The organism is Pseudomonas sp. NPDC089408, from assembly GCF_044749445.1.
Classification (GTDB): Bacteria; Pseudomonadota; Gammaproteobacteria; order Pseudomonadales; family Pseudomonadaceae; genus Aquipseudomonas.
The window spans coordinates 308,631-330,033 of record NZ_JBIVHY010000002.1 but is presented as its reverse complement, the minus strand read 5'-3'; the positions used below and the strand labels follow the sequence as shown (position 1 = coordinate 330,033).

At 62.4% G+C, this 21,403-nt stretch carries 19 protein-coding genes and 4 tRNA genes; 12 read left to right on the top strand and 11 right to left on the bottom strand.

Annotation, left to right across the window (positions count from 1 at the left end; all coding sequences use genetic code 11):
* Positions 1 to 32 precede the first annotated feature (32 nt).
* Complete coding sequence (locus tag ACIP02_RS04845; RefSeq protein WP_400613747.1) at positions 33 to 776, top strand: flagellar brake protein; 744 nt, start codon at positions 33 to 35, stop codon at positions 774 to 776.
* Positions 777 to 947: 171 nt separating this feature from the next.
* Here the strand turns inward: ACIP02_RS04845 and ACIP02_RS04840 are convergent, their stop codons facing one another.
* The 3 genes from ACIP02_RS04840 to bkdR form a co-directional block, all read right to left on the bottom strand.
* Positions 948 to 2,288: an MFS transporter gene (locus ACIP02_RS04840; RefSeq protein WP_400613744.1), complete on the bottom strand. Its 1,341-nt coding sequence runs from the start codon at positions 2,286 to 2,288 to the stop codon at positions 948 to 950.
* A gap of 130 nt (positions 2,289 to 2,418) precedes the next feature.
* Positions 2,419 to 3,660, bottom strand: coding sequence for a glutamine synthetase family protein (locus tag ACIP02_RS04835; RefSeq protein WP_400614149.1), 1,242 nt, complete (start codon positions 3,658 to 3,660; stop codon positions 2,419 to 2,421).
* Positions 3,661 to 3,909: 249 nt separating this feature from the next.
* Complete coding sequence (bkdR, locus tag ACIP02_RS04830; protein WP_012273540.1) at positions 3,910 to 4,395, bottom strand: Bkd operon transcriptional regulator BkdR; 486 nt, start codon at positions 4,393 to 4,395, stop codon at positions 3,910 to 3,912.
* 199 nt (positions 4,396 to 4,594) lie between these two features.
* Here bkdR and ACIP02_RS04825 point away from each other — a divergent pair, with 199 nt between their 5' ends.
* The 4 genes from ACIP02_RS04825 to lpdA are packed head-to-tail and all read left to right on the top strand — an operon-like array spanning position 4,595 to position 9,547.
* A complete protein-coding gene (locus ACIP02_RS04825; protein ID WP_400613741.1) occupies positions 4,595 to 5,827 on the top strand; it encodes a 3-methyl-2-oxobutanoate dehydrogenase (2-methylpropanoyl-transferring) subunit alpha in 1,233 nt (410 codons plus the stop codon).
* 1 nt (position 5,828) lies between these two features.
* Positions 5,829 to 6,887, top strand: a complete 1,059-nt coding sequence (locus ACIP02_RS04820; RefSeq protein WP_012273542.1) for an alpha-ketoacid dehydrogenase subunit beta — start codon at positions 5,829 to 5,831, stop codon at positions 6,885 to 6,887.
* Complete coding sequence (locus tag ACIP02_RS04815) at positions 6,888 to 8,165, top strand: dihydrolipoamide acetyltransferase family protein (RefSeq protein WP_400613739.1); 1,278 nt, start codon at positions 6,888 to 6,890, stop codon at positions 8,163 to 8,165. It abuts the gene before it with no gap.
* A gap of 2 nt (positions 8,166 to 8,167) precedes the next feature.
* Complete coding sequence (lpdA, locus tag ACIP02_RS04810) at positions 8,168 to 9,547, top strand: dihydrolipoyl dehydrogenase (protein ID WP_400613737.1); 1,380 nt, start codon at positions 8,168 to 8,170, stop codon at positions 9,545 to 9,547.
* A 233-nt stretch (positions 9,548 to 9,780) separates the two neighbouring features.
* On the opposite strand, the gene ACIP02_RS04805 is transcribed toward lpdA, so the two are convergent.
* Positions 9,781 to 10,779, bottom strand: a complete 999-nt coding sequence (locus ACIP02_RS04805) for a diguanylate cyclase (RefSeq protein ID WP_400613734.1) — start codon at positions 10,777 to 10,779, stop codon at positions 9,781 to 9,783.
* A 271-nt stretch (positions 10,780 to 11,050) separates the two neighbouring features.
* On the opposite strand from ACIP02_RS04805, the gene ACIP02_RS04800 reads away from it, so the two are divergent.
* The 3 genes from ACIP02_RS04800 to ACIP02_RS04790 all read left to right on the top strand — a co-directional run bounded on the left by ACIP02_RS04800 (position 11,051) and on the right by ACIP02_RS04790 (position 14,336).
* On the top strand, positions 11,051 to 11,671 hold the full coding sequence (locus ACIP02_RS04800; RefSeq protein WP_400614147.1) for a GntR family transcriptional regulator: 621 nt from the start codon (positions 11,051 to 11,053) through the stop codon (positions 11,669 to 11,671).
* Between the two features lie 312 nt (positions 11,672 to 11,983).
* Positions 11,984 to 13,357, top strand: coding sequence for a fosfomycin efflux MFS transporter AbaF (abaF, locus tag ACIP02_RS04795; protein WP_400613732.1), 1,374 nt, complete (start codon positions 11,984 to 11,986; stop codon positions 13,355 to 13,357).
* A 34-nt stretch (positions 13,358 to 13,391) separates the two neighbouring features.
* Positions 13,392 to 14,336, top strand: coding sequence for a dihydrodipicolinate synthase family protein (locus tag ACIP02_RS04790; protein ID WP_400613730.1), 945 nt, complete (start codon positions 13,392 to 13,394; stop codon positions 14,334 to 14,336).
* A gap of 171 nt (positions 14,337 to 14,507) precedes the next feature.
* Here ACIP02_RS04790 and ACIP02_RS04785 read toward each other — a convergent pair whose 3' ends face one another.
* Positions 14,508 to 14,651 carry a hypothetical protein gene (locus ACIP02_RS04785; protein ID WP_400613727.1) on the bottom strand — a complete coding sequence of 48 codons (144 nt, stop codon included), beginning with the start codon at positions 14,649 to 14,651 and terminating at the stop codon, positions 14,508 to 14,510.
* Positions 14,652 to 14,707: 56 nt separating this feature from the next.
* Between ACIP02_RS04785 and ACIP02_RS04780 the strand changes: the two genes are divergently transcribed.
* The 3 genes from ACIP02_RS04780 to ACIP02_RS04770 all read left to right on the top strand — a co-directional run bounded on the left by ACIP02_RS04780 (position 14,708) and on the right by ACIP02_RS04770 (position 17,345).
* Complete coding sequence (locus ACIP02_RS04780; RefSeq protein WP_400613725.1) at positions 14,708 to 15,442, top strand: AzlC family ABC transporter permease; 735 nt, start codon at positions 14,708 to 14,710, stop codon at positions 15,440 to 15,442.
* A complete protein-coding gene (locus ACIP02_RS04775) occupies positions 15,439 to 15,765 on the top strand; it encodes an AzlD domain-containing protein (RefSeq protein ID WP_400613723.1) in 327 nt (108 codons plus the stop codon). The genes ACIP02_RS04780 and ACIP02_RS04775 overlap by 4 nt, the downstream gene beginning before the upstream one ends.
* 212 nt (positions 15,766 to 15,977) lie before the next feature.
* A complete protein-coding gene (locus ACIP02_RS04770) occupies positions 15,978 to 17,345 on the top strand; it encodes an amino acid permease (protein WP_400613721.1) in 1,368 nt (455 codons plus the stop codon).
* Positions 17,346 to 17,381: 36 nt separating this feature from the next.
* Here the strand turns inward: ACIP02_RS04770 and ACIP02_RS04765 are convergent.
* Positions 17,382 to 17,458 (bottom strand) — tRNA-Arg (locus tag ACIP02_RS04765).
* A gap of 111 nt (positions 17,459 to 17,569) precedes the next feature.
* Complete coding sequence (gene phnN, locus ACIP02_RS04760) at positions 17,570 to 18,163, bottom strand: phosphonate metabolism protein/1,5-bisphosphokinase (PRPP-forming) PhnN (protein WP_400613719.1); 594 nt, start codon at positions 18,161 to 18,163, stop codon at positions 17,570 to 17,572.
* Between the two features lie 345 nt (positions 18,164 to 18,508).
* Between phnN and ACIP02_RS04755 the strand changes: the two genes are divergently transcribed.
* The gene (locus ACIP02_RS04755; RefSeq protein WP_027915923.1) at positions 18,509 to 18,835 is read left to right on the top strand and encodes an Arc family DNA-binding protein; all 327 of its coding nucleotides are present in this window, start codon (positions 18,509 to 18,511) and stop codon (positions 18,833 to 18,835) included.
* Between the two features lie 219 nt (positions 18,836 to 19,054).
* On the opposite strand, the gene mgtE is transcribed toward ACIP02_RS04755, so the two are convergent.
* The 4 genes from mgtE to ACIP02_RS04735 form a co-directional block, all read right to left on the bottom strand.
* Positions 19,055 to 20,497: a magnesium transporter gene (mgtE, locus tag ACIP02_RS04750; protein WP_201205542.1), complete on the bottom strand. Its 1,443-nt coding sequence runs from the start codon at positions 20,495 to 20,497 to the stop codon at positions 19,055 to 19,057.
* A 515-nt stretch (positions 20,498 to 21,012) separates the two neighbouring features.
* Positions 21,013 to 21,089: transfer RNA gene (locus ACIP02_RS04745), tRNA-Arg, on the bottom strand.
* Positions 21,090 to 21,161: 72 nt separating this feature from the next.
* A tRNA-Arg gene (locus tag ACIP02_RS04740) sits at positions 21,162 to 21,238 on the bottom strand.
* A 73-nt stretch (positions 21,239 to 21,311) separates the two neighbouring features.
* Positions 21,312 to 21,388: transfer RNA gene (locus ACIP02_RS04735), tRNA-Arg, on the bottom strand.
* Positions 21,389 to 21,403: the final 15 nt, after the last annotated feature.

Sequence of the window (21,403 nt, the reverse complement as noted above, 5' to 3'; positions counted from 1 at the left end):
GTGTGTTGCTTTTGCCTGGAGAACGATAAGCCGTGTTCAATGAATCCGATGCCCCGCAACCGCCAAAGGTGCTGAGCACCCCCTTGGAGATTGCGGCTAACTTGCGGCAGCTGCAGGAAAGCCACGACCCCCTGATCATCACCTTCAATGACCGCAGCCAGCGCTTCCAGAGCTACGTGGTGCATGTGGACCGTGAAAGCAACACCCTGGCCCTGGACGAGATGATCCCCCGTGACGGCGAGAAGTTTATCGAGAACGGTGAGCACTTCCGCGTCGAAGGCTTCCACGATGGTGTGCGCATCGCCTGGGAATGCGACCACGAACTGAAGATCAGCGAAGTCAACGGCCACCGCTGCTACAGCGGCGCCCTGCCGCTCGAGATGACCTACCACCAGCGCCGCAACGCCTTCCGCGCCGCGCTGAAGCTGTCGCAACTGGTCGACATCATCTTCGATGGCACCCACCTCAAGGGCAACGGCGCCCTGCGTGGCAAGCTGCTGGATATCTCCGCCACCGGCTGCAAGCTGCGCTTCGAGGGCAATGTCGAAGACCGCCTGCAATTGGGCCAGGTGTATGAGCGCTTCAAGGCAGGCAACCCGCTGGGCCTGGTCGATACCATGGTCGAGCTGCGCCACCTGCACTATGAAGAGCGCATCAACACCACCTTTGCCGGGGTGCGCTTCCACAACCTCAGCGGGCAGGCACAGCGCAAGATCGAGAGCTTTGTATACCAGCTGCAGCGTGAGGCGCGGCGGTTCGACAAGGACGACTATTGATCGCCTGCCGGTAGAACAGAAACGCCACCTTTCGAGGTGGCGTTTTAGTTTGTGTTTCTGCTGTGCCGGCCCTTTCGTGGGTAAACCCGCTCCTACAGGGTACGCGCCGATTCTGAAATCTGTGCAAAACCCTGTAGGAGCGGGTTTACCCGCGAAAGGGCCAGCACAGGCTTACACTGATTTACTGGTCTCCTCAGGCTCGGGCGCCTGCTGCTCGGCCCCTTTCTCTTCCGCCTCGGTATCCTCCGCCGCCACCGGTGCCTGCATCACATCCTGCACAGTCTGCTCATCCACCCGTGGGTCCAGCGCTGCCGACAACGGCGAGCCGGCCGCCGGCATTGCTACGTGGCCCAACGGGGCGTCCTGCACCTGGTGCAGGCCGGTAACCGCTTTCGGTCGGATGCGCCACACCAGCACCAGCGCAAAGAACACAAAGAAGGCATACAGCATCTGCGGCCCCAGCACCTTCATCAGCACGCCAGCCGCCAATGGCCCGATACAGGCACCCACGCCATAGGTCACCAGCAACATCGCGGTCAACGAAACCCGCCGCTCGCTTTCCACATGGTCATTGGAAAACGCTACCGCCAGCGGATACAGGCAGAACTGCAGCAAGGAAATCAGGAAGCCGATGCCGAACAGCAATTCCAGCGGCACGCTGGGCAGGATCGCCAACGGCGCAGCCGCCAGCGCCAGGCCTACCGCCACGCTGCGGATCAGTACCGCGCGGTCATAGCGGTCCGACAGCCAGCCCAGCGGCCACTGCACCAGCAAGCCGGCAAAAATGCAGCTACCCATGAACAGACCGATCTGCTCGGTGGTCATGCCCTGGCTGGAGGCATACAAAGGCGCCAGGCCGTAGAACGAGCCAACGATCAGCCCCGAGCCCAGCACCGTGCTGAGCGACTGCGGCACGCGCTTGATGAAGAACTTCGGTTCCATCGGTGCCGGGCGCAACGGCGCCGGGTGAATGCGCCGGGTCATCGCCACCGGCACCAGGCACAGGGCGAAGCACATGGCGACCAGCATCAGCAGTTCCGGGCCGAGCTGCGGGTGCACCACCAGGATCAGCTGGCCAAGCACCAGGCCCAGGTACGAGGCAATCATATAGCCGCTGAACACCGCGCCACGGTGCTTCACATCGGCCTGCTCGTTCAGCCAGCTCTCGATGACCATGTACTGGCACATCATACCCAGGCCGACGATCATGCGCAGCCCGACCCAGGCCGGTAGCCAGCTGGTCAGGCCATGGCCGAGCACCGCAGCGCCGACGATGCCGGCGCAGGTGGCATACGCGCGTATGTGCCCTACCCGGCCGATCAACCGGTGGCCGACCTTGCCACCCAACGCCAGGCCGAAATAGTTGGCGGCCATCAGCGCACCAATCCACAGGCTGTCGACATGGTCGGCGGCCAGGCGCAAGGCCAGGTAGGTACTGAGCAGGCCCGAACCGATCAACATCATCAGCGCGGCGAAATACAACGACTGAAACGGCTTCCATATATTTCGCATAGGTCCCGTGAAGCTCCCTTGATCAGGTGGCGGGGGGTGCTAGCAGCATAAGGGCAAAAACCGCCCGGCGCAGGCCCCCTTTCAGCGATTTGGCGCAGTGGGGGCGTGTCCGGTGCAGGTCGTGTCGCGATCAGGCTTGTGCCGCCAGCACCCGGCGCTCCCATGGGGTGATCTCGTCGAAGAAATCAGTCAGCTCCAGGGTCTTGCTGGCGATGTAGCCTTCGATGAACTCGCTGCCGAACAGTTCCCGCGCCAGCGTACTGCGCTTAAGGCGCTCCAGCGCTGCATGCAAGGTGCACGGCAGGCTCAGGTGCTCGGGCACTTGGAACTCGCCCTGAATGGCCGGCGAAGGCTGCAGGCGCTGTTCAATGCCGTGCAGCCCGGCGGCCAGGCTGGCGGCGATGGCCAAGTACGGGTTGGCATCGGCGCCGGGCAGGCGGTTTTCCACCCGCCGCGCCACCGGTGCACTGGCCGGGATGCGCAGGCCGGCGGCGCGGTTGTCCTCGGACCAGCAGGCGTTGTTCGGTGAGACATAGGGGTGGCACAGGCGCTGGTAGGAGTTGACGTTGGGGGCGAACAACGCAGTGAAGTCGGCCAGGCACGCCTGCAAACCACCAATGAAGTGGTGGAAGGTGTCGGTCGCCAAGCCTTGCTCATCGCTGAACACGTTGCGCCCGCTGGCCACGTCCACCAGGCTCTGGTGAACGTGCATGGAGCTGCCGGGCGTGTGCGCCAGCGGCTTGGCCATGCACACCACGCTCAGCCCGTGCTTGAGCGCCACTTCCTTGAGCAGGTGCTTGAACAGGAAGGTCTGGTCGGCCAGCAGCAGCGGGTCGCCGTGCAGCAGGTTGATCTCGAACTGGCTGACGCCCATTTCGTGCATGAAGGTGTCGCGCGGCAGGCCCAGCGCGGCCATGCACTGGTACACCTCGTTGAAGAACGGGCGCAGGCCGTTGTTGGAGCTGACGCTGAATGCCGAATGGCCCAGCTCGCGGCGGCCGTCGATACCCAGCGGTGGCTGGAACGGCTGCAGCGGGTCGCTGTTGGCGGCAAAGACGAAGAACTCCAGCTCGGTCGCCACCACCGGCGCCAGGCCTAGCGCTGCATAGCGGGCGATCACCGCCTTGAGCTGGCCACGGGTGGATAGCGCGGATGGCCGGCCATCCAGCTCATTGGCATCGCAAATGGCCAGGGCGCGGCCGTCACTGCTCCAGGGCAGGCGATGGACCTGGCTGGGCTCGGCCACCAGTGCCAGGTCGCCGTCGTCGCTGCCGTAGAACTTCGCTGGCGGGTAGCCGCCCATGATGCATTGCAGCAGTACACCCCGGGCCATCTGCAGGCGGCGGCCTTCGAGGAAACCTTCTGCGGTCATCACCTTGCCGCGCGGGACGCCATTGAGGTCGGGGGTGACGCATTCGATTTCATCGATGCCCTGGAGCTGAGCGGTGCTCATGACGCTTATCCTTGTTGTTGTAGGCTGACAACAACATAGGCTGGAGGTGTTTAAAATATCAAGCAGCACTCTGTGGTGCCTGTGCCGGCCCTTTCGCGGGTAAACCCGCTCCTACAACGATCGTTGTGGGAGCGGGTTTACCCGCGAAAGGGCCGGCACAGGCAAACCCTATTCCCGCAAGGTCATGCCATTGGCCGGCAACGGCAATGCAGTCTTGTAGCGCACCTGCTTCAAGGCAAAGCTTGACCGGATATTGGCCACCCCCGGCAACCGCGTCAGGTAATCGAGAAAACGCTCCAGCGCCTGGATGCTCGGCAGCAGTACCCGCAGCAGGTAATCCGGGTCGCCGGTCATCAGGTAGCACTCCATCACTTCGGGCCGTTCGGCAATTTCTTCCTCAAAACGGTGCAGTGACTGCTCAACCTGCTTCTCCAGGCTGACATGGATGAACACATTCACATCCAGCCCCAGCGCTTCGGGCGACAGCAAGGTCACCTGCTGGCGGATCACCCCCAGTTCTTCCATGGCCCGCACCCGGTTGAAGCAGGGCGTGGGCGACAGGTTTACCGAGCGTGCCAGCTCGGCGTTGGTGATGCGGGCGTTCTCCTGCAGGCTGTTGAGAATGCCTATATCGGTACGATCAAGTTTGCGCATGAGACAAAATCACCGGTTTTTTATGTTTATGCGGAATGTTTATCTGCCCCGCACGGCAAAGGCAATCAACTTGAGAGAAAAATTCTCCTGCCGGGCCACTAAGATGTAGAGGACGCTGACTTACCAGTCACAAGCCGGTACTCAGCGGCGGCCGCTTCAGAGCTCACAAAAACAAATACCCCGAGCGAGCGTAAAAAGCATGAACGAGTACGCCCCCCTGCGTTTGCATGTGCCCGAGCCCACCGGCCGGCCAGGCTGCCAGACCGATTTCTCCTACCTGCGCCTGAACGACGCAGGTCAAGCCCGTAAACCCCCAGTCGATGTCGATGCTGCCGACACCGCCGACCTGTCCTACAGCCTGGTCCGCGTGCTCGATGAGCAAGGCAACGCGCAAGGCCCGTGGGCCGAAGACATCGACCCGCACGTTCTTCGCCAGGGCATGCGCGCCATGCTCAAGACGCGCATCTTCGACAGCCGCATGGTGGTTGCCCAGCGCCAGAAGAAAATGTCCTTCTACATGCAGAGCCTGGGCGAAGAAGCCATCGGCAGCGGCCAGGCGCTGGCGCTGAACCGCACCGACATGTGCTTCCCGACCTACCGCCAGCAAAGCATCCTGATGGCCCGCGACGTGTCGCTGGTCGAAATGATTTGCCAGCTGCTGTCCAACGAGCGCGACCCGCTCAAGGGCCGCCAGTTGCCTATCATGTACTCGGTACGCGAGGCCGGCTTCTTCACCATCAGCGGCAACCTGGCGACCCAGTTCGTGCAGGCCGTCGGCTGGGCCATGGCGTCGGCGATCAAGGGCGATACCAAGATTGCCTCGGCGTGGATCGGCGACGGCGCCACCGCCGAGTCGGACTTCCACACCGCCCTCACCTTCGCCCACGTGTACCGCGCCCCGGTGATCCTCAACGTGGTCAACAACCAGTGGGCGATTTCGACCTTCCAGGCCATTGCCGGTGGCGAGTCGACCACCTTTGCCGGCCGTGGCGTAGGTTGCGGCATTGCCTCGCTGCGGGTTGACGGCAACGACTTCGTCGCCGTGTACGCCGCCTCGCGCTGGGCCGCCGAGCGCGCCCGCCGTGGCCTTGGCCCAAGCCTGATCGAGTGGGTCACCTACCGTGCCGGGCCGCACTCGACCTCCGACGACCCGTCCAAGTACCGCCCCGCCGATGACTGGAGCCACTTCCCGCTGGGCGACCCGATCGCCCGCCTGAAGCAGCACCTGATCAAGATCGGCCACTGGTCCGAGGAAGAACACCAGGCCACCACGGCGGAGTTCGAAGCCGCGGTCATCGCCGCGCAGAAGGAAGCCGAACAGTACGGCACCCTGGCCAATGGTCATATCCCGAGCGCCGCCTCGATGTTCGAGGACGTGTACAAGGAAATGCCCGACCACCTGCGCCGTCAACGCCAGGAACTGGGGGTTTGAGATGAACGACCACAACAACAGCATCAACCCGGAAACCGCCATGGCCACCACTACCATGACCATGATCCAGGCCCTGCGCTCGGCCATGGATGTCATGCTTGAGCGCGACGACAATGTAGTGGTGTACGGCCAGGACGTCGGTTACTTCGGCGGCGTGTTCCGCTGCACCGAGGGCCTGCAGACCAAGTACGGCAAGTCGCGTGTGTTCGACGCCCCGATCTCCGAGAGCGGCATCGTCGGCACCGCCGTGGGCATGGGCGCCTACGGCCTGCGCCCGGTGGTGGAAATCCAGTTCGCCGACTACTTCTACCCGGCTTCCGACCAGATCGTTTCCGAGATGGCGCGCCTGCGTTACCGTTCGGCCGGCGAGTTCATTGCCCCGCTGACCCTGCGCATGCCTTGCGGCGGCGGTATCTATGGCGGCCAGACCCACAGCCAGAGCCCAGAAGCGATGTTCACTCAGGTGTGCGGCCTGCGCACGGTCATGCCGTCCAACCCGTATGACGCCAAAGGCCTGCTGATTGCCTCGATCGAATGCGACGACCCGGTGATCTTCCTTGAGCCCAAGCGCCTGTACAACGGCCCGTTCGACGGCCACCACGACCGCCCGGTAACCCCGTGGTCGAAGCACCCGCACAGTGCCGTGCCCGACGGCTACTACACCGTACCGCTGGACAAGGCCGCCATTACCCGCCCAGGCAATGACGTGACCGTGCTGACCTACGGCACCACCGTATATGTGGCCCAGGTGGCCGCCGAAGAAAGCGGCGTCGACGCCGAAGTGATCGACCTGCGCAGCCTGTGGCCGCTGGACCTGGACACCATCGTCGAGTCGGTGAAAAAGACCGGCCGCTGCGTGGTGGTGCACGAGGCCACCCGTACCTGCGGCTTCGGTGCCGAACTGGTGTCGCTGGTGCAGGAACACTGCTTCCACCACCTGGAGGCGCCGATCGAGCGCGTCACCGGTTGGGACACCCCCTACCCTCACGCACAGGAATGGGCTTACTTCCCAGGGCCTTCGCGGGTAGGTGCGGCACTGAAAAAGGTCATGGAGGTCTGAATGGGCACGCACGTCATCAAGATGCCGGACATTGGCGAAGGCATCGCGCAGGTCGAGTTGGTGGAATGGTTCGTCAAGGTCGGCGACATCATCGCCGAGGACCAGGTGGTGGCCGATGTCATGACCGACAAGGCCACTGTGGAAATCCCTTCGCCGGTCAGCGGCAAGGTGCTGGCCCTGGGTGGCCAGCCGGGTGAAGTGATGGCGGTCGGCAGCGAGCTGATCCGCATCGAAGTGGAAGGCAGCGGCAACCATGTGGATGTACCAACGGCCAAACCGGTCGAGGCCGCTGCACCTGCTGCCCCTGTGGCAGCCAAGCCAGCGCCACAGCAGGAAGTAAAACCTGCAGCGTACCAGGCGCCTGCCAACCACGCGTCAGCCCCGATCGTGCCGCGCCAGCCGGGCGAGAGGCCACTGGCCTCGCCGGCGGTGCGCAAGCGCGCCCTGGATGCCGGTATCGAACTGCGTTACGTGCATGGCAGCGGCCCGGCCGGGCGCATCCTGCACGAAGACCTCGACGCCTTCATGAGCAAGCCGCAAAGCAGTGGCGGGCAGGCATCGAATGGCTATGCCAAGCGCACCGACACCCAGCAGGTGCCGGTCATCGGCCTGCGCCGCAAAATCGCCCAGCGCATGCAGGACGCCAAGCGCCGGGTCGCGCACTTCAGCTACGTGGAAGAAATCGACGTCACCGCCCTGGAAGCCCTGCGCCAGCAACTCAACAGCAAGCATGGCGACAGCCGTGGCAAGCTGACCCTGCTGCCGTTCCTGGTGCGCGCACTGGTGGTGGCTCTGCGTGACTTCCCGCAGATCAACGCCACCTATGACGACGAAGCGCAGGTCATCACCCGCCATGGCGCGGTGCATGTGGGCATCGCCACCCAAGGTGACAACGGCCTGATGGTACCGGTGCTGCGCCATGCCGAAGCCGGCAGCCTGTGGAGCAACGCTGGCGAAATCTCGCGCCTGGCTTTTGCAGCGCGCAACAACAAGGCCGGCCGCGAAGAGCTGTCTGGTTCGACCATCACCCTGACCAGCCTTGGCGCGCTGGGCGGTATCGTCAGCACACCGGTGGTCAACACCCCGGAAGTGGCAATCGTCGGCGTCAACCGCATGGTCGAGCGGCCGGTGGTGATCGACGGCCAGATCGTCGTGCGCAAGATGATGAACCTGTCCAGTTCGTTCGACCACCGTGTGGTCGATGGCATGGACGCCGCACTGTTCATCCAGGCCGTGCGTGGCCTGCTCGAACAACCCGCCTGCCTGTTCGTGGAGTGAGCATGCAACAGACTATCCAGACAACCCTGTTGATTATCGGCGGCGGCCCAGGCGGCTACGTGGCGGCCATCCGCGCCGGGCAACTGGGCATTCCAACCGTGCTGGTGGAAGGCCAGGCACTGGGCGGCACCTGCCTGAACATCGGCTGCATCCCGTCCAAGGCGCTGATCCACGTGGCCGAGCAGTTCCACCAGGCTTCGCGCTTTACCGAACCCTCGCCGCTGGGCATCAGTGTGGCTTCGCCGCGCCTGGACATTGGCCAGAGCGTGGCGTGGAAGGACGGCATTGTCGACCGCCTGACCACCGGTGTTGCGGCCCTGCTGAAAAAGCATGGGGTGAAAGTGGTGCACGGTTGGGCCAAGGTGCTCGATGGCAAGCAGGTCGAAGTCGATGGCCAGCGTATCCAGTGCGAACACCTGTTGCTGGCCACTGGCTCCAGCAGCGTCGAATTGCCGATGCTGCCACTGGGCGGGCCGGTGATTTCCTCGACCGAAGCCTTGGCGCCGAAAGCCCTGCCACAACATTTGGTGGTGGTTGGCGGTGGCTATATCGGCCTGGAGCTGGGCATCGCCTACCGCAAGCTGGGCGCGCAGGTCAGCGTGGTGGAAGCGCGTGAACGCATCCTGCCGACCTACGACAGCGAGCTGACCGCGCCGGTGGCCGAGTCGCTGAAGAAGCTGGGCATCGCCGTGCACCTGGGCCATAGCGTCGAGGGATACGAAAATGGCTGCCTGCTGGCCAATGATGGCAAGGGTGGGCAACTGCGCGTGGAGGCCGACCAGGTACTGGTGGCCGTAGGCCGCCGCCCACGCACCAAAGGTTTCAACCTGGAATGCCTGGACCTGAAGATGAACGGCGCGGCCATTGCCATCGACGCGCGCTACCAGACCAGCATGCACAACGTCTGGGCCATCGGCGATGTAGCCGGCGAGCCGATGCTGGCGCACCGGGCCATGGCCCAGGGCGAGATGGTGGCCGAAATCATCGCCGGCAAGAGCCGACGCTTCGAGCCAGCTGCGATTGCTGCGGTGTGCTTCACCGACCCGGAAGTGGTAGTGGTGGGCAAGACCCCGGAGCAGGCCAGCCAGCAAGGCCTGGACTGCATCGTTGCGCAGTTCCCGTTCGCCGCCAACGGCCGGGCCATGAGCCTGGAAGCGAAAAGCGGTTTCGTACGTGTGGTGGCGCGGCGTGACAACCACCTGATCGTGGGTTGGCAAGCGGTTGGCGTGGCGGTTTCCGAGCTGTCCACGGCGTTTGCCCAGTCGCTGGAGATGGGCGCGTGCCTGGAGGACGTGGCCGGTACCATCCATGCCCACCCGACGCTGGGTGAAGCGGTACAGGAAGCGGCACTGCGTGCATTGGGGCACGCCCTGCATATCTGACACTGAAGCGGCCAAGGCCGATTTGGCCCGCTGCGCCGTGAGGCGCAGCGGGTCTTTTTTTATGCCTGTACTGACCCGGCTGCCTGCGCGGCCCCCTGTAGGAGCGGCCTTGTGTCGCGATAGGGCTGCGAAGCAGCCCCAGGGTTTCAGCGCAAATGCACAAATTGCCGGGGCTGCTTTGCAGCCCTATCGCGACACAAGGCCGCTCCTACAGGTGATCTGCACCAGGCTGACTACTCGGCTATGACGTTCTTGCCATTGCCCTTGGCCCGGTACAACGCCTTGTCCGCCCGCGCCAGCAGTGCATGCTGATCCTCGCCCTCTTCCCGTTGCACCACGCCGTAGCTCATGGTCAGCCGGCATTCACCCACCGGTTCCAGCTGCTCCATCACCTGGCGCAAGCGCCCAGCGACATCCAGCGCCTCGCCCAAGGTGGTCTGCGGCAGCACGATCACAAACTCGTCACCGCCCCAGCGCGCCAGCAGGTCCAGCTCGCGCAGGCAGGTGCGCAGGTTTTCCGCCACCCGCACCAGCGCCGCATCGCCACGGGCATGGCCATAGCGGTCGTTGATCGGCTTGAAATCATCCATGTCCATGGCAATCAGCGACAATGGCTGACGGAAACGCTGGGCGCGCTGGCATTCCAGTTGCAACACCTTCTCCAGCCGGTAACGGTTGGCGATACGGGTCAAGGCGTCACGTTCGGCCAGTTCACGGTTTTCGTCCAGCTGCCGCTGCAGCTGCTGGTTTACCCAGGACAGCTCGCGCGTGCGTTCGGCCACCTGGCTTTCCAGGCACTGGTTTTTACGTTCCAGTTGCGCCACCAGGCGCTTGCCCGGGTCGATGTTGCGGTGGGCGCCAAGCATGCGCGCCACCGAGCCGTCTTCGTTATGGGCGATGATATGGCCGCTGTCTTCGATCCACAGGTAACTGCCGTCCTGGCAGCGGCAACGGTATTCGATGCGGTAGCGCTCGTTGCGCTGGCCGATGTAGGCCTCGAAATGCGCCATCACCCGTGGGTAATCCTCTGGGTGAATGACACTCTCCCAAGTGAAGACCGAATTGGCCATGGAGTGGCTGGTGTAGCCGAGCATGGCGTACCAGCCGGGGTTACGGTAGACGTAGCCGGTGTTGGCATTCCAGTCCCAGATGCCATCGCTGATCAACTCGAACAAGGTGTGCAACTGCTGTTCACTGAAGCCGGCTGGGGCCGGCCTGGTTTCCTGATTCATGGACGCTCTCCCTGATGCCCAGCAACTGCGCTCCCATCAAGGGGCTGCCGACAATGTGTAATTTGCCGCAGGCGGCAAGATCATGCCTCTGACGGGCAAGCATATGCCCCCCGTGTCACGACCGGAATAGCTCCAGCGCCCTAGTGTTCATTTTTTTAAATGCGTCTGGGCTGCCCAGGCGTTTCGTATAAGATATCCGTATTGCCTATTGCTGGAATTTCACGTGCCGCTGCCGTCTTTCAAAGCCACCGACCTGGGTGCAACGCCCTCGATGTCGGAAATCATTGCCAAGCACCTGCGCGAGGCAATCATCTCGGGCCAGCTCGCCGAAGGCGAACCGGTGCGTCAGGACGAAGTGGCACAGGCCTTCAACGTCAGCAAGATTCCGGTACGCGAAGCCCTGAAACGCCTGGAGGCGGAAGGCCTGGTGGATTTCCACCGCAACCGTGGCGCGCTGGTTACCCGTATTTCGGAGCCGGAGCTGGCGCAGATGTTCGAAGTTCGGGTGTTGCTGGAAGTGAAGGCGATTCGCCTGGCGATCCCCAACATGACCGAACAGCACTTTGCCTGTGCCGAAGCCATTTGCGCGGAATTTGTCGGTGAAGACGATGTTGGCCGCTGGGCCGACCTCAACTGGGCGCTGCATGCCTGCCTTTATGAACCTGCGCGACGGCCTTACCTGCTCGGTCTGATCCGTTCGATCCACGACAAGGTGGAACGCTACCTGCGCATGCAGATGAGCCTGTCGGCGGGCAAGCTGCGCGCCGACCACGAGCACCGTGACATCGTCGCTGCGTGCCGCGCGCGCGATGTGGAGCTGGCGGCGCGGTTGATCGAAGAACACATCAACGGGGTGTGCCAGAGCCTGTACGAGCACTTGCCCCACAACTAGGCACTGGGGGCGCTGTGCGCCCCAATCGCGACACAAGGCCGCTCCTACAACGGATCGCGCCCTCAAGATCTTGTTGCGATCCCCCTGTAGGAGCGGCCTTGCCGGGGCGCCGGACCGGTCGGATGGGCCGCAAAGCGGCCCCAAAATCCCCCATTTCACCGAATAGCCAGCCCGAACACCCATCACTGGCTTCGTTTTTGCTTATCTAGATATCGTATACGAAATACCATATAAGGAATCAGCGGCGCCGGTTTTGCCAGCCCCGCTCTGCCTACTCCTTCTTCCAATAATTACGTACCGGAGTGCAAAACCATGGCCACACCCTCTTCGGCGGCATCGGTGAATGTCGCAAAAGCAGCAGACAAAGCCCCTGCGGGCATCAAGCGTGTGGTAGCTGCGGCCATGGCCGGCGCAGTCGCCGAGTGGTACGAGTTCTTCCTGTACGGCACCGCCTCGGCACTGGTTTTTGGCCAGTTGTTCTTCCGCCAGACCGGCAGTGCCATGGACGGCATCATCGCCGCCTTTGCCCTCTATGCCGTGGGCTTCCTGGCCCGCCCCATCGGTGGCCTGGTGTTCGGCCATTACGGCGACAAAGTCGGCCGCAAGCACCTGTTGCAGATCAGCCTGATCGTGGTGGGGGTAACCACCTTTCTGATGGGCTGCCTGCCCACCTTCGAACGCATCGGCTACGCCGCGCCCATCCTGCTGGTGGTGCTGCGGCTGATCCAGGGCTTTGCCTTCGGTGGCGAATGGGGCGGCGCGGTGCTGCTGGTGTCCGAACACAGCCCTGACAACCGCCGCGGCTTCTGGGCCAGCTGGCCACAAGCGGGGGTACCGGCCGGCAACCTGATCGCCACCATCATCCTGCTGCTGCTGTCGTCCAACCTGAGCGAGGCACAGTTCCTTGACTGGGGCTGGCGTGTGGCGTTCTGGTTCTCGGCAGTGGTGGTGCTGATCGGCTACTGGATCCGCACACGGGTTGACGATGCCCCCATCTTCAAGGAGGCCCAGGCCAAGCAGCAGAAGCTGGAAAGCCAGCAGCTGGGCGTGGTGGAAGTGGTCACCCGATACTGGCGCGAAGTGCTGATCGGCATTGGCGCACGCTTTGCCGAAAACATCCTCTACTACACCGTCGTCACCTTCTCCATCACCTACCTGAAACTGGTGGTGCATAAAGACACTTCGCAGATCCTGCTGCTGATGTTCGGCGCCCACCTGCTGCACTTCTTCATGATCCCGGCCATGGGCTACCTGTCGGACATCATCGGCCGCAAGCCGGTGTACCTGATTGGCGCGGTGCTCACTGCGTTCTGGGGTTTTGTCGGCTTCCCGATGATGGACACCGGCAATGACTGGCTGATCATGGCGGCAATCACCCTGGGCCTTGCCATCGAGTCGATGACCTACGCGCCCTACTCCGCGCTGATGGCCGAACTGTTCCCTACCCACGTGCGCTATACCGCACTGTCGCTGTGCTACCAGGTCGCGCCGATCCTGGCCGGCTCGCTGGCGCCGCTGATCGCCGTGACATTGCTCAAGGAATACAACAGCTCCACCCCCATCGCCTGGTACCTGGTTGCAGCGGCGGCCATCTCGATCGTGGCCGTGGCGGCCGCCAAGGAAACCCGCGGCAAGTCGCTGCGCGCGGTTGACGAAGAATCCGCGGCCCGCAACGTCGGCCGCTAAGCAACCCACAATAATAAATCCCGAGGTAATGAACATGAGCAATATTTTCTCCGGCACCATGCCCGCCCTGATGACCCCGTGCACCGCCGAGCGCAAGCCGGACTTCGACGCCCTGGTGCGCAAGGGCCGCGAGCTGATCGAGGCCGGCATGAGCGCCGTGGTGTACTGCGGCTCGATGGGCGACTGGCCGCTGCTGACCGAGGCCGAGCGCCAGGAAGGCGTGGCGCGCCTGGTCGCCGCCGGCATCCCGACCATCGTCGGCACGGGCGCGGTGAATACTCGTGAAGCCGTTTCGCATGCCGCCCACGCCGCCAAGGTTGGCGCCGCCGGCCTGATGGTCATCCCCCGCGTGCTCAGCCGCGGCGCCTCGCTGATCGCCCAAAAGCACCACTTCTCGGCCATTCTCGCTGCCGCGCCGAAGCTGCCGGCGGTGATCTACAACAGCCCCTACTACGGCTTTGCCACCCGCGCCGACCTGTTCTTCGAACTGCGCAGCGCGTTCCCTAACCTGATCGGCTTCAAGGAATTCGGCGGTGGCGCCGACCTGCGCTACGCCGCCGAGCACATCACCTCAAAGGACGATGACGTGACCCTGATGGTCGGCGTCGACACCCAGGTGGTGCATGGCTTCGTCAACTGCAACGCCACCGGCGCCATCACCGGCATCGGCAACGCCCTGCCACGCGAAGTGCTGCAACTGGTGAGCCTGAGCAAGCAGGCCGCCAAGGGCGACGCCCGTGCCCGCCGTCTGGCGCGCGAGCTGGAAGCAGCGCTGGCGGTGCTGTCGTCGTTCGATGAAGGCTGCGACCTGGTGCTGTACTACAAGCACTTGATGGTGCTCAACGGTGACAGCGAGTACAGCCTGCACTTCAACGAGACCGACGCACTGACCGATGCCCAGCGCAACTATGCCGAGCAGCAGTACGGGCTGTTCCGTAGCTGGTACGCCAGCTGGTCGGCTGAGCAGAACCTGGCCTGACTTAAGCCCTGCGCGGCCCTTGTAGGAGCGGCCTTGTGTCGCGATCGGGCTGCGCAGCAGCCCCAGCAATTTGTGCAACTGCGCTGAAAACCTGGGGCTGCTGCGCAGCCCGATCGCGACACAAGGCCGCTCCTACATGGCCCGCATCAATTGTTCGGGGAGGTCATCAGGTCAAGCCAGATGCACCAGCGCCTCTTCCACCGCAGCCACCACCTGGTTGCCCTTGGCCCCCGGCAGCCGGCAGGCAACGATGGTCATGCCCAGCGGCACCGCACACGCCACCGGCGCGAATCTGAGGTTGTAGCCAACTGTCACGCGCAGTACCGTGAAGCTACCTAACGCGCGTCATTGCACATTTTCAAGGAACTCAAATGCTCTCTCCAAGCGGGCCCCATGCATTCAGGCAAGGTGTTCATAGCGCCCTGCCGCTGACCTCCGGCATCGTGCCCTTCGGCCTGATTACCGGTGTCACTGCCATCGGCATGGGCCTGTCGCCGGTCGATGCCGTCGGGATGACCTTGCTGTTCTACTCCGGGTCGGCGCAGATGGTGGTCATGCAGTTGATGCAGAACGCCGCACTGCCGGTGACCATGGTGGTGACCGCGCTGGTGATCAACCTGCGCTTCCTGATGTACAGCGCCAGCCTGGCCCCGCACCTGGGTCAGCTACCTCGCCGGCAAAAATGGCCGATGGCCTACATGTTGTCTGACCAGTCGTTTGCCTTGTGCACGCTGAAGGCAGGTTCGGGCGGGCTCGGCCAGCATGCCTACCCTTATTATGCCGGTACCGCCATCACTATGTTCTTTGGCTGGAACCTCTCGGTGCTGGCGGGTATGTACCTGGGCGCCAGCATCCCCGAAGACTGGTCGCTGGGCTTTGCCATCCCCTTGTCGTTCCTGGCCCTGTTGATACCCGGCATTCGCAATGCGCCCACACTTGGCGCGGCATTGACCGGTGGCGTGCTCGCCGTGCTGGCTGCCGACCTGCCCTACAACCTCGGCCTGCTGACTGGCGCGCTGGGCGGCATCATTGCCGGGCTGGCCATCGAGAGCTGGAAGAAACCGCAGGCAATGCCTGACGCCAACACCGAGCAGGAAGCATCATGAGCGAAACGACCCAATGGATAACCTTCGCCCTGATCGGCCTGGGTACCTTTGCCATCCGCCTGTCGTTCATCGAACTGCACACGGTGTTGCGCATCCCCCCGCTGTTTCGCCGTGCGCTGGCGTATGTGCCGGCCAGCGTACTGGCAGCACTGGTATTGCCGGCAGTGGTGTTCCCCGACAGGCATGCCGGGTTTGACTGGATGAACCCGCAGATCCCGGCGGCGGTGCTGGCCGCGCTGGTGGCATGGCGCACGCGCAGTACGCTGCTGACGCTGGTGGTGGGGATGGGGGTGTTGTGGGCGTTGAAGCACTGGGCAGCGTGACGGTTGCGCAAGCGGGCATAGCCGCGATCCTCAGGAAAAATCGGCAGGATGTTGTGCGCAGAATTCGTTTGAGGTCCTTGGCCTTATTGTCCATGGTGGCAGGCTGATAGCTATTGCCTGTAAAAGGCTGCCGCGTGTGGACGCAGGCGCATGACGATGCCTGCGTTGGGGGACGTTGTCGGATCCCCCCAATAATAAGAGAGGACAAGGAAATGCATTCCAACAGTTTGAAGCAAAGCCTGAAGCAACGGCATATCACCATGATCGCGCTGGGCGGGGTGATCGGTGCAGGGCTGTTCATGGGCTCGGGCTCACTGATCGCCTCGGCAGGGCCTGCAGCGATCCTGTCGTACTTCATCGGTGGCCTGGTGGTGACCCTGGTCATGTTCATGCTGGGCGAAATGGCCTGCCGCAACCCCGATGCCGGTTCGTTCTCGACCTACGCCAACACCTACCTCGGCGACTGGGCGGGGTTTGCGGTCGGTTGGCTGTACTGGTTCAAGTCGATGATGACCATCACCCTGGAAGCGGTGCTGCTGGGTGCCATCCTGCATGACTTCCTGCCATGGCTGCCGATCTGGGCAGGCGCCTTCCTCATGCTGGTGACACTGATGGCCAGCAATGCCTACTCGGTGCGCTCGTTTGCCGAGGTGGAATATTGGCTAGCCGCGATGAAGGTCGCCACCATCCTGATCTTCATGCTGCTGGGCATCTCGATCCTGCTCGGCCTGCACAGCGACATTCCCTCCCCCGGTTTGATCAACCTCACCGCCCACGACGGCTTCATGCCCAATGGCCTGTCGCCGGTAATGGCCGGCGTTATCGTGGTGATCTTCTCGCTGGGCGGCAGCGAAATTGCCGCCGTAGCCGCAGGCGAGTCGGAGAACCCGCGGCAAAACGTGATTCGCGCAATCAAGAGCGTGATCTTGCGGGTGATGCTGTTCTACGTCGGCTCGGTGTCGATCCTGATTCTTTGCCTGCCATGGACCGACAAGGCCAACCTGGCCTCGCCCTACGTATCGCTATTCAGCCTGGCGGGCTTTGGGGGTGCTGCGGTGGCGATGAAGCTGGTGCTGTTCGTCTCGTTCATGTCGGTGATGAACTCGTTCATGTTCTCCAACTCGCGCATGCTGTTCTCGCTGAGCCAGCGCGGGCACGCGCCCAAGCTGTTCTCGCGTACCAGTGCCAAGGGTGTGCCGATCAATGCCCTGCTGCTCAGCCTGTCAATTTGCACCATGATCCTGACCGTGCACTTCATCAGTGGCGGCGACCTGTTCATGACCCTGGCCAAGAGCACCGGCAGCCTGGTGATGGTGGTATGGATATTCATCATCGTCGCCCACGTGGCCATGCGCTGGAAAACCCGCCATGAAGCGGTCGACCCGAACGCCTTCCGCGCCTGGCTGTTCCCGTATGCCAACCTCGTGGCGCTGTTCGCCTTGCTGGCAGTGATCGGCACCCAGGCGTTCGAGCCGGCATCGCGCTTCCAGTTCTGGTTCACGGTGCTGACGGTACTGCTGGTGGTGGCGGGGTATTTTGTGATGCGTCAGCGCATGGCCATGAAGATGGCGACCCAGTAATGCCGGGAAACTGACGAGCACTGGAAGGAGAGGAAATGGCGTCCCAGGCAGGAATTGAACCTGCAACCTTCCCCTTAGGAGGGGGATGCTCTATCCAATTGAGCTACTGAGACGCAAGCACCGGCAGCGAGCGCTGCACAGCGGGACGGCAAGCATGTTAACCAGCCTACTGGCGTTTGTCATGTCTGCACCGGGCTTTTTCGCGTAATCCTTTTCTGGCGCTGTCAGGCCCGCGGCAACACACCCTCTTCTCGCAGCAGTGTAAACAAGCCTGCGACAGCAACCTCTAGGCCAGCGGAGTTGTCCAGCACATGCACCGACGAGTCGGTTGTCGTCTGCAGGCCTGCATTGCGGGCCAGCCGCTGCTCGACTTCTTCGGCGCTTTCCCGGCCACGGGCCAGCAAGCGCTGACGCAGCACCTCGGGCCTGACCTCGACCAACACTGCCAATAAATCCGGATAACGCCGACGCGCCTGCGCCAGGTAAGCCCGCGAGCCATTCACCAGCACCGCCCTGCCCGACTGCAGCCATTGGTCTACCTGAAGCGGAATGCCGTAGTCCAGGCCGTTGGCCTGCCAGTGCATGGCAAACGCCCCTTGCGCAAGCAGCGTTGCAAACTGCTCGGCGGTGACACCCTGGGCGGCTTCGCCCTTGGCTTCGGCCGAACGGGTGATGACCCGACGGGCAATTTCTACCCCGGCCGCCGCGAGTTGTTCACGCGAAGCGTCGATCAGGGAATCTTTCCCCGACCCCGACGGTCCTATCAGAAATATCAGCCGCCCTGTCCCTGATCGGCGGTCGCTTGCGTCATGTTGCATAGCCACTATGCTCTATGGAGGGAAACCGGCGCATTCTAGGGGTTTTCCAGGTCTTTTGCTGCGTTTTACCCGTTTTTGACGGCAAAAGTCTGACGGTCAGGTAAGCCGGAGCATGTAAAACTTTTCAAACCAGTACTCATTTCTGATAATTGGTACTGGCACAAAGCCTTTATCCGGCTCACTATTTGTCACAGAATTGACGCCAAGGAAACGGCGACCATGAGGCAAGATGAGCATCCATTTTTCACAGACGGTTGAACATTTTGTCGTCGCCACGGTCGTATTTCCACCCCGTGCGGCCAATTTGAGAACCGCTTCCCCTGAACCAAAATCTGGTCAATTTATATGCGCCCAATGAAACAGGCTATTTATTCGAGCCGCACCGCTGACAAGTTCGTCGTCCGCCTGCCAGACGGGATGCGTGAGCGCATTGCCGAGGTAGCGCGCAACCATCACCGCAGCATGAACTCCGAGATCATCGCGCGCCTGGAGCAGAGCCTTATCCAGGAAGGCGCGCTGGGTGAAGAGCTGAGCATGCGCCTGGACAGCCCGGAGCTTTCCCTGCATGAGCGTGAGCTGTTGCAGCGCTTCCGCCAACTGTCCCACCGCCAGCAGAACGCCCTGGTCGCCCTCATCGCTCACGATGTGGAAATGGCCGCCGACGCTTCCTGAGGGTTGCAGCGGATATAAAAAAAGCCAGCGTAAGCTGGCTTTTTTTTATGGGTGTGTCCTGCAGGACACACGATCCATTTGTAGGAGCGGCCTTGTGTCGCGATGGGCCGCATAGCGGCCCCGGCGTTTTCTGCGGCGAAGCTGAAATTTTGGGGCCGCTGCGCGCCCCATCGCGACGCAAGGCCGCTCCTACAGGGGATCGCGCAAGCCTTGGCCCGCTTACAGCAGGAACAACGTAGCCAGCCCCAGGAAGATAAAGAAGCCGCCACTGTCGGTCACGGCAGTGATCATCACACTCGCCCCCATCGCCGGGTCGCGCCCCAGGCGGGCCAGGGTCATCGGGATGAGCACGCCCATCAGCGCCGCCAGCAACAGGTTCAAGGTCATCGCCGCGGTCATCACCACGCCCAAAGACCAACTGCCGTACAGCCAGAACGCCACCGCACCAATCACCCCGCCCCAGACAAGGCCGTTGATCAGTGACACTGCCAGCTCCTTGCGCATCAAGCGGCTGGTATTGCCCGGCGACACCTGGTCCAGCGCCATGGCGCGAACGATCATGGTGATGGTCTGGTTACCCGAGTTACCACCAATCCCCGCCACGATCGGCATCAGTGCAGCCAACGCCACCAGCTTCTCAATCGAACCCTCGAACACGCCGATCACCCGCGACGCAAGGAAGGCAGTAATAAGGTTGATCGCCAACCACGCCCAACGGTTGCGGAACGAGCGCCAGACCGAGGCGAAGATGTCTTCTTCCTCGCGCAGACCGGCCATGTTGAGCACTTCGCTCTCGCTCTCTTCACGAATCAGGTCGACCATCTCGTCAATGGTCAGACGGCCAATCAGGCGCTCGGCCTTGTCGACTACCGGTGCCGATACCAGGTCGTAACGTTCAAACGCTTGCGCCGCGTCGTAGGCATCTTCCTCGGGCTGGAAGGACACAGGGTCGGTGGCCATGACTTCCGCCACCTTCTTCTCCGGGTCGTTGACCAGCAGGCGCTTGATCGGCAGCACCCCTTTGAGGATGCCGTCGTAATCGACCACGAACAGCTTGTCGGTGTGGTTGGGCAGTTCTTTCAGGCGGCGCAGGTAGCGCAACACCACTTCCAGGCTGACGTCTTCGCGGATGGTGACCATCTCGAAGTCCATCAGTGCACCGACCTGCTCCTCGTCATAGCTCAGTGCCGAACGCACGCGCTCGCGCTGCTGGGCATCAAGGGTTTCCATCAGCTCGTGAACAACGTCACGCGGCAGCTCAGGGGCAAGGTCGGCCAGTTCGTCGGCGTCCATTTCCTTGGCGGCGGCGAGCAGCTCGTGATCGTCCATGTCGGCGATCAGGGATTGGCGAACCGAGTCGGACACTTCGAGCAGGATGTCGCCATCGCGATCCGAGCGCACCAGCTGCCAGACCGTCAGGCGGTCTTCCAGCGGCAAGGCTTCGAGGATGTAGGCGATGTCGGCGGGGTGCAGGTCATCGAGCTTGCGTTGCAACTCGACGAGGTTCTGCCGGTGGACCAGGTTTTCGACCAGGTCGTTGTGCGCGCCCTCCTGGCGGTGGGTCAGGTCTTCGACCACGCGCTGGCGTTGCAGCAGTTCGATCACCTGAGCCAGGCGATCCTGCAGGCTGTCTTGCGCTTTTTTTACTTCTACTTCAGTCATAGGCGAACTCCACTCCCAGCAGCGGAGCACGCCGGGAGAATCAATCGGTCAGATCTATCTGTATGAATCGTGTTAGCGAGTAACTACTGGGTAAGTCCATGGTGGTTTTCCACAAGCCCCGGCGGGGCTGACGGGCGCAATCATACACTGCTAAAGCTGTCAGATCGCTTAAATTTTTGGCCAGAACAATCGTTTGCGCGATAAAGCTAGGACAACGCGTGAAGCTGACAGTGCGACGGTGGCTCTGGCAGTTAAAGCACATTTGATGTGTGCCTGGATGTGTTAGTGGCGCCTGGCCGATTTGGGGGCTGCTTTGCAGCCCTTTCGCGACGCAAGGCCGCTCCTACAAGGGAACGCGCACTTCTGTAGGAGCGGCCTTGTGCCGCGATGGGGCCGCACAGCGGCCCCAAGGGCAAACGCCTCACCTACTGGAGAGCTTAGATCGACACGGCCAACAATTCTGTGCCGCAGAAAAACAAAAAGCCCGCTCAATCGAGCGGGCTTTTTATGGGTTATGGCGGACTCAGCAGGATTCGAACCTGCGACCGCTCGGTTCGTAGCCGAGTACTCTATCCAGCTGAGCTATGAGTCCGTGGTGGTAGTTTTAGACCAGGTTACCACTGGTTGACTGAAATAGCCTTGCAAGCAGAGCCACTTCAAAAAGTGGCGGACTCAGCAGGATTCGAACCTGCGACCGCTCGGTTCGTAGCCGAGTACTCTATCCAGCTGAGCTATGAGTCCGCGATTGGCAGTTTTAAACCAGTTACCGCTGGTTGACTGAAGTAGCCTTGCAAGCAAAGCCACTTCAAGAAAGTGGCGGACTCAGCAGGATTCGAACCTGCGACCGCTCGGTTCGTAGCCGAGTACTCTATCCAGCTGAGCTATGAGTCCGCGATTGGCAGTTTT

What these genes read in the sequence shown, in the direction of transcription:
- ACIP02_RS04840 (WP_400613744.1), bottom strand. Translation starts at nt 2,288, where the DNA reads ATGCGAAATATATGGAAGCCGTTTCAGTCGTTGTATTTCGCCGCGCTG.
- ACIP02_RS04835 (WP_400614149.1), bottom strand. Translation starts at nt 3,660, where the DNA reads ATGACCGCAGAAGGTTTCCTCGAAGGCCGCCGCCTGCAGATGGCCCGG.
- bkdR (WP_012273540.1), bottom strand. Translation starts at nt 4,395, where the DNA reads ATGCGCAAACTTGATCGTACCGATATAGGCATTCTCAACAGCCTGCAG.
- ACIP02_RS04825 (WP_400613741.1), top strand. Translation starts at nt 4,595, where the DNA reads ATGAACGAGTACGCCCCCCTGCGTTTGCATGTGCCCGAGCCCACCGGC.
- ACIP02_RS04820 (WP_012273542.1), top strand. Translation starts at nt 5,829, where the DNA reads ATGAACGACCACAACAACAGCATCAACCCGGAAACCGCCATGGCCACC.
- ACIP02_RS04815 (WP_400613739.1), top strand. Translation starts at nt 6,888, where the DNA reads ATGGGCACGCACGTCATCAAGATGCCGGACATTGGCGAAGGCATCGCG.
- lpdA (WP_400613737.1), top strand. Translation starts at nt 8,168, where the DNA reads ATGCAACAGACTATCCAGACAACCCTGTTGATTATCGGCGGCGGCCCA.
- ACIP02_RS04805 (WP_400613734.1), bottom strand. Translation starts at nt 10,779, where the DNA reads ATGAATCAGGAAACCAGGCCGGCCCCAGCCGGCTTCAGTGAACAGCAG.
- ACIP02_RS04800 (WP_400614147.1), top strand. Translation starts at nt 11,051, where the DNA reads ATGTCGGAAATCATTGCCAAGCACCTGCGCGAGGCAATCATCTCGGGC.
- abaF (WP_400613732.1), top strand. Translation starts at nt 11,984, where the DNA reads ATGGCCACACCCTCTTCGGCGGCATCGGTGAATGTCGCAAAAGCAGCA.
- ACIP02_RS04790 (WP_400613730.1), top strand. Translation starts at nt 13,392, where the DNA reads ATGAGCAATATTTTCTCCGGCACCATGCCCGCCCTGATGACCCCGTGC.
- ACIP02_RS04780 (WP_400613725.1), top strand. Translation starts at nt 14,708, where the DNA reads ATGCTCTCTCCAAGCGGGCCCCATGCATTCAGGCAAGGTGTTCATAGC.
- ACIP02_RS04775 (WP_400613723.1), top strand. Translation starts at nt 15,439, where the DNA reads ATGAGCGAAACGACCCAATGGATAACCTTCGCCCTGATCGGCCTGGGT.
- ACIP02_RS04770 (WP_400613721.1), top strand. Translation starts at nt 15,978, where the DNA reads ATGCATTCCAACAGTTTGAAGCAAAGCCTGAAGCAACGGCATATCACC.
- phnN (WP_400613719.1), bottom strand. Translation starts at nt 18,163, where the DNA reads ATGCAACATGACGCAAGCGACCGCCGATCAGGGACAGGGCGGCTGATA.
- ACIP02_RS04755 (WP_027915923.1), top strand. Translation starts at nt 18,509, where the DNA reads ATGCGCCCAATGAAACAGGCTATTTATTCGAGCCGCACCGCTGACAAG.
- mgtE (WP_201205542.1), bottom strand. Translation starts at nt 20,497, where the DNA reads ATGACTGAAGTAGAAGTAAAAAAAGCGCAAGACAGCCTGCAGGATCGC.